A 533-nucleotide genomic window follows, 5' to 3' on the forward strand; every position below is an offset into this window, starting at 1 on the left:
AATATAATGACAGAGGGGTTAAGTGCTAATACACTTGCTATAGCCACACGCTGCTTCTGTCCCCCCGATAATGCATTAGGTTCATAATCTGCACGTTCTAACATATCAACTTGTTTAAGTGCTTCGCCGACTCTTCTATGCATTTCGTCATGTGGAACCGCATGATTTTCGAGTCCAAATGCCACATCGTATTTTACAATTGAACCAACAAATTGATTATCCGGATTCTGGAATACTATTCCTATGTCTTTTCTTAACTTTTCAAAATTATCATCTGTTATAGTTTGATTATTATAAAAAATTTCTCCAGATTTAACTTTCTCTATGCCAATCATTAACTTGGCAATTGTAGATTTTCCAGAACCGTTATGACCAACAATAGATGTCCACTGACCTTTAGGTATACTAAAAGAAACATCTTTCAATGTGAAGGATGCATCACTTTGATATTGAAATGAAACATTTTTAAATACAATAACTGAATTCTTATCCTCCACTTGTCTCTCTCCTTTACGATTCGTGTATCTATCATA

General features: G+C 34.5%; 1 protein-coding gene. It reads right to left on the reverse strand.

All coding sequences use genetic code 11. The annotated features are described in order from the left end of the window. Nucleotides 1–497 (reverse strand): energy-coupling factor transporter ATPase (locus IDG60_RS01585; protein ID WP_206160414.1); only part of this gene is annotated, 497 nt, incomplete at its 3' end. Between the last annotated feature and the right edge of the window lie 36 nt (nucleotides 498–533).

This window comes from Staphylococcus sp. EG-SA-2, assembly GCF_017152085.1.